The following is a 6,000-nucleotide window of genomic DNA, read 5'->3' as shown; positions in this document are numbered from 1 at the left end:
CGGCGCTCGCCGCCCGCTGCATCCATTGTCCGTGCTCTCGATGAGTTGAAAGCGGTCAGGCGGAAGTTCATGAGGCATTCACGCGGGGATCGATAATCCGATCCCGGCTCTGACCCCTGCCAATCAAAGATCCGAGGAGACCTCCATGCCAGCCTTGCTTCGTCCCGCCCTCACCGCGCTCGGCCTCGCGTGCCTTCTGTCCGCGGCATCGCTTGCATCATCCGGCACCGCGCTCGCGCAGGCCAAGCAGCAGGCGGCGCCGGCACAGCAGGCCGCACCCGCACAGGCCCAGGCACCTGCGCTGAAGCAGATCGCGCTGACCGACAAGCAGCTCGACGGCGTGCTCGCCGCGCAGAAGGACATGGATGCGATCACGGAAAAACTCCCGGAGAACACGGCGCCCGACCAGAAGGTGATCGGTCAGCTCGACGGCGTCGCCAAGAAGAACGGCTTTGCCAGCTACGATGATTACAACAACGTCGTCGACAACATCAGCCTCGTGCTCGGCGGCTTCGATCCCGCGACCAAGAAATATGTCGGCACTGAAGCCGTGATCAAGGCGCAGATCGCGCAGGTCCAGGCCGACAAGAAGATGCCGGCCAAGGACAAGAAGGAAGCGCTCGACGAGCTCAACGAAGCGCTGAAGACGCCCGCGCCGCAGATCGAGAACAAGGCCAACATCGATCTCGTCGGCAAGTACTACGACAAGCTGGTCGCCGCACTGGGTGACGACCAGAATTGAGGAGGCAACTCTCACTGCTGTCATGCCCCGGCTTGACCGGGTCATCCAGTACGCCGCGGCGGTTACGATGAGAGCGAGCTCCATAACGCAGGCCTCTGGATACTGGATCGCCCGGTCAAGCCGGGCGATGACACCTTTGGTGACGCCAGCTTTCGCTTAACTCCACCATCATTGCCGCAACGAAAAGCCCCGGAGACATCTCCGGGGCTTTTGTCGTTTTCGACCTCACGCGTCGCTCAGCGTCTCACGTCCGTGTCCGCATCCGCATCATGAAACTGTCGAAGCTCAGCTCGGCGACCTGCATCCAGGCCAGCGATTCGCTGCGGAAAGCCGTCAGGCTCGCATACATCTTGCCGAAATGCGGATTGGTCTTGGCGAGATCGGCGTAGATTTCGTTGGCCGCGCCATAGCAGCTTTCGAGCACTTCTTGCGGGAACGGCTTCAGGATCGCGCCGGCCACCAACAGGCGCTTCAGCGCCGGCGGATTTACGTAGTCGTATTTGCCGGTCACCCAGGTGAAGGTATCGCGCGACGCGGCATCGACCGCGGCCTGATAGTGCTTCGGCAGCGTATTCCACTTGTCGAGATTGATGATGTTGTGACCCTGGCCGGTGCCTTCCCACCAACCGGGATAGTAATAGTATTTCGCGACCTTCACGAAGCCGAGCTTCTCGTCGTCATAGGGCCCGACCCATTCTGCGGCATCGAGCGTGCCCTTCTCCAGCGCGGGATAGATATCGCCCGCGGCAATCTGCTGCGGCACGCCGCCGACCTTGGCGATGATCGTGCCGGCAAAGCCGCCCACCCGGAATTTCAGTCCCTTGAGATCGTCGATCGACTTGATCTCCTTGCGGAACCAGCCGCCCATCTGTGCGCCGGTCGACCCGGTCGGAATGCCGATGGTGTTGTACTCCTTCAGGAGATTGTTGATCAGGTCCTGGCCGCCGCCCCACTGCAGCCACGAAATGTGCTGGCGCGTGTTCAAGCCGAACGGCAGCGAGGTGCCGAAGGTGAAGGCGGGGTTCTTGCCCCAGTAATAGTACAGCGCGGTGTTGCCCATCTCGACCGTGCCGTTCGCGACGGCGTCGAGCACCTGCAGGCCCGGCACGATCTCGCCCGCGGCGAATGGCTGGATCTGAAAACGATTGTCGGTGATCTCGGCGACGCGCTTGGCGAAATACTCGCAGCCGCCGTAGAGCGTATCCAGGGCCTTCGGCCAGCTCGCGGCATATCGCCATTTGATCTCGGGCATCGACTGCGCGATCGCCGGCGAAGCGACCGCACTTGCGGCCAGGCCCAATCCGCCTGCCGTGAGGAATTTACGACGTTCCATGCGCTTCCCTCCGTTAAGTCGATGCTTCGACCTGGGAACGATCTTGGTGTCGTCTTGTCTTCGTCGACGCTCGACGTTTTCTGTTGAGACGGTGTGGCGTTTTTGAACGGCCCTTGAGGGCACTCGTTGATGGAATTCCGATCGTTGCGGATCCGCGCGCGAGGATGACCGGGCGCTTCGCCAGAATCAAGCCTCACCTCTCAAGCCTCATGGGCGCCTCGCATTTGCGAACGCCAACCTGACGCAAGTCGGGCCTGCACGCGATCTGCTATTCAGTCGCTTAAAAAACCCGGAGACTTGCGAATGACAGGCAAGACGGTCGTGGTTGCCGGAGCGAGCGGTCTCGTCGGCAATGCCGCGTTGCGACACTTCGGCATATCGGGCGGCTGCGATGTCATTGCCCTCTCCCGGCGGAAGCCGCGCGAGCTCTATGGCGCCCATCATGTCCCGATCGACCTGACCAGCGCAGCGGATTGCCGGCGCGCCGCCTCGGAACTGAGCGGCGCAACGCATCTGATTTACGCCGCGCTCTACGAGGCGCCGCAGCTCGTCGACGGCTGGCGCGACCCGCAGCAGATCAAGACCAACGACCTGATGCTGCGCAATTTGATGGGTGCGCTCGAGCCGGTCTCACCCGGCCTCAGGCACGTCGCCCTGCTGCAGGGCACCAAGGCCTACGGTGTCCACGTGCGCCCCTTGACCGTGCCGGCCCGCGAAGGCCGCTCCGAAATGTACGAGCAGCCCAACTTCTACTGGGCGCAGGAGAACTTCCTGCGCGACCTCCAAGCCGGCAAGGGCTGGCATTGGAGCATCCTGCGGCCGGTGCTGATCGTCGGTCTCGCCATGGGCGGCGCCATGGATTTGATTCCGCCGCTCGGCGTCTATGCCGCGATGCTGCACGAGCAGGGCAGGCCGCTCGATTACCCCGGTGGCGCCGCGCGGGTGGGGCAGGCGGTCGATGTCGATCTCCTCGCCCGCGCCATCGCCTGGTCGGGCGAGGCCGAGGCCGCGCGTAACGAGGCTTTCAACGTGACCAATGGCGACGTCTTTACCTGGGAGAACATCTGGCCTGCGGTCGCCGATGCGCTGGGGATGAAGCCGGGCAAGCCGGTCCCGCTGTCGCTCGCCAAGGCGTTTCCATCCTGGGTCGGCCCCTGGGATGCGCTGCGCCGCAAGCACGACCTCGTATCGCCGGCGTTGGCCGAATTCGTCGGCCTCTCGTTCCAATACGCCGATTACAGCCTGCGCTACGGCCACACCGAATCCGGTCCGCCCTCGATCGTCTCGACCGTGAAGATCAACCGCGCCGGCTTCACCGAGATGATGGACACCGAGGACATGTTCCGGAAGTGGTTCAGGCAGGCGAAGCAAGAGCGACTGCTGCCGTGACGCTCAGCTGAGTCCTCGCGCCTCCGCCGGGGGCTGTCGTATCACGTGCCCCGCGTTCCGCGATTGGTATCAGCTGCCATATCCATCGGCCGAAGACGTCATCAGGACCCTTCAGCTCGCACATTCGCTCAGCGGCGTTCCGGTAGCAGGGCCGAGACGGCGATAGGCGAAGCGGATTCCGTGGCCCTCGACGTAATACGTCGGCGCCGTCTCGAGCATGGCGACGTCTTCGTTCGCAATGGCAAGTTGAGTCATGTTATCCTCCGGATGCTTAGCATGAAATATTCGAGTGGGGGAAATGCGTTCTGCATTCCTCTGAGCGAGGCCGGTGCGCTCCCGGCGCGAAAGCGCCAGGAGCAGTACCGTCACTTCACGAGTGCTGCCTTCTCGATGACCTCAGCGACTTGCGTCGCATGGACGACGAGCGAGGCATGACTGCCGGCGACTTCCGTTATCTGCGCCTTCATCCTCGCTGCGAACAACTTCTGGGCCTCGGGCGCGAGCAACTTGTCCTTGGTGCTGATCACATCGAATGTCGGCTTGTCGCGCCAAGCCGCAATGGTGACCGGAGCCTCGAACGCAACGTGATTTAACGGAAGTTGCGAGGCTGCCAGGTGCGCGGCTATCTCCGCGGGAAGATCAGCCGCGACCGCCGAAGGAAATACCTTCGGGTCGATGTAGAGGTTGCCCTTGTCGTCGGGATGAATGGCGTTGCCGCCTTCGGTCGGCGGGCCGGCTTTGGACAGCGATGCCAGAGACTCTCCGACGTTGGGCGCGAACGCGGAGACATATACCAACGCCGAAACCTTGGGATCGTCCCCTGCTTGCGTGATGACGATCCCACCCCATGAGTGGCCGACCAGAACGGTCCTGCCGTCCTGCTTCGCGAGCGCCTGTTTGGTGGCATCAACGTCCGCGGCGAGCGAAGTGAGCGGATTTTCGACGAGCGTGACGTTGTAGCCTTTCTTCGTGAGAATATCGGCAACCGGCTGCCAGCTCGTCTGGTCCACGAAAGCGCCGTGCACGAGCACGATATTGTGGGCTGCTCCCTTGGGCGGTTCGGCGGAGTGGACGGAGCCGACCAATGTCGTGCCGGCCAGGAGGACGGTGGCGGCTGAGAGGAGGATATTTCGCATTGATTGTTCCTGTTGGTGTGTCGGACGAAAACAGTCCGGGGAAATGGACAGGCGTTTCCAGCAAGGTCGCGGTTCTTCCATCTGCCCTTTGCGAAATGGTTGCCGCACGTCACGTCGGCCCGCCGCGGCATGACCTATTCCGCGGACCTCTCGGACGATAGGGACCAATCGTCCGGATCTTGTGTCCGATCGTCCACGGTTCTAGTCTCGGTGGATGGATATACTCACCCAGGTTCTCGATCGGGTTCGTCTCGGCGGGACGCTGCTCTTTCATTTCGAGCTCGGCCATCCATGGCATCTTGAGTTGCCGGCGCGCCCCTACGCCCTGTTTCACTATCTCAGCCAGGGTTCAGCGACCCTCGCGCTCGAACAGGGAGAGGAAATCCAGATCACCGGCGGCGATTTTGTCGTCATCACGCGTGGCGAGCCGCATGTGTTTTATTCGGATCGCCAGGCCGAGCCTTTGCGCATCGTGGATATCGAACGGTCGTCGCCACGCCTCGGATTCGTTCGTCACGGCATCGGTGCAAAGCCGCTCTCAACCATGCTCTGCGGCAATTTCACGGTGTCGCGGCCGATGTTTGGCAGCGTGCTGGAGTTGCTTCCACCCGTGCTCTTGCTGAAGCCGACGTCGGACCGTGGTTGGCTTGAAGCCATCCTGCGCCGCATGATGAGCGAGTCCGCGCTCGATCGTCCTGGCCAGGGCGTCGCGCTTTCACGACTGACGGAAGTGCTCTTCGTCGAGGTGCTGCGAAGCTGGATCTCGTCTCTCAGTCCCGGACAAGGCGGCTGGATCGGGGCCATATCTGACCCGCATATCGGACCGGCGCTCAAGCTGATTCACGAAAGTCCGGAGCAGCTTTGGACGCTGAGCGAGCTTGGCCGTCGCGTCGGGCTAGGCCGTTCGGCATTTTCGGCGCGCTTCACCAGGCTCGTCGGCCAGCCCATGCAACGTTATGTGATCGAACGCCGGATGGCGGAAGCGGCGTTCCTGCTCGAAACCAGTGATGAGCCGATCGCACGGATCGCGAGCCGGGTTGGTTACGAGACGGCGGCGGCGTTTTCAAAACTGTTCAACCGGCATCACGGATTGTCGCCCGGCCGCTATCGGGCCGCTCGGCGCCTTGATGGAAGCCATCCACAACCGGACGGTTCGGCAGCACAAGTAACCGATTGATCACGACCAAGCGCGCCGCGTTCTGACGCGGCGCACACGATAGCCGGCTCCTGGCCCATCACGTCGGTTGAGGCGGTGCCGTGTTATGTCCGTTCCTTGGGGCAGACCGGAAGCCGCTTGCATGGGTCGGAACGACGCGATTGCCCCTTAGCCGACCCCGCGAGCGTGTCCCGCCAGGGGAGTGGCGAGGCGGAAAGTCTGCTCTCGTTCACCACATTTAAAC

At 62.5% G+C, this 6,000-nt stretch carries 5 protein-coding genes and 1 pseudogene; 3 read left to right on the top strand and 3 right to left on the bottom strand.

Annotated elements, in window-relative coordinates; genetic code table 11:
- Positions 1–145: 145 nt before the first annotated feature.
- Positions 146–742 carry a hypothetical protein gene (locus C7G41_RS01965; RefSeq protein WP_106940992.1) on the top strand — a complete coding sequence of 199 codons (597 nt, stop codon included), beginning with the start codon at positions 146–148 and terminating at the stop codon, positions 740–742.
- A 244-nt stretch (positions 743–986) separates the two neighbouring features.
- On the opposite strand, the gene C7G41_RS01960 is transcribed toward C7G41_RS01965, so the two are convergent.
- Entirely contained in the window at positions 987–2,075 is a 1,089-nt protein-coding gene (locus C7G41_RS01960) for a TRAP transporter substrate-binding protein (RefSeq protein WP_106940991.1), read from the bottom strand.
- A gap of 303 nt (positions 2,076–2,378) precedes the next feature.
- Between C7G41_RS01960 and C7G41_RS01955 the strand changes: the two genes are divergently transcribed.
- Positions 2,379–3,464 carry an SDR family oxidoreductase gene (locus tag C7G41_RS01955; RefSeq protein WP_106940990.1) on the top strand — a complete coding sequence of 362 codons (1,086 nt, stop codon included), beginning with the start codon at positions 2,379–2,381 and terminating at the stop codon, positions 3,462–3,464.
- 129 nt (positions 3,465–3,593) lie between these two features.
- Here C7G41_RS01955 and C7G41_RS01950 read toward each other — a convergent pair.
- Together C7G41_RS01950 and C7G41_RS01945 are read right to left on the bottom strand one after the other, a co-directional pair.
- A pseudogene (locus C7G41_RS01950) lies at positions 3,594–3,749 on the bottom strand (alpha/beta hydrolase); the annotation flags it as partial.
- A gap of 80 nt (positions 3,750–3,829) precedes the next feature.
- Entirely contained in the window at positions 3,830–4,600 is a 771-nt protein-coding gene (locus tag C7G41_RS01945; protein WP_106940989.1) for an alpha/beta hydrolase, read from the bottom strand.
- A gap of 214 nt (positions 4,601–4,814) precedes the next feature.
- On the opposite strand from C7G41_RS01945, the gene C7G41_RS01940 reads away from it, so the two are divergent.
- Entirely contained in the window at positions 4,815–5,777 is a 963-nt protein-coding gene (locus C7G41_RS01940) for an AraC family transcriptional regulator (protein ID WP_106940988.1), read from the top strand.
- Positions 5,778–6,000 lie beyond the last annotated feature (223 nt).

This window comes from Bradyrhizobium sp. MOS002 (assembly GCF_003020115.1).
In the GTDB taxonomy this organism is placed as follows: domain Bacteria; phylum Pseudomonadota; class Alphaproteobacteria; order Rhizobiales; family Xanthobacteraceae; genus Bradyrhizobium.
Note: the sequence above shows the minus strand (reverse complement) of the source record. Positions and strands in the feature narration are given on the sequence as shown.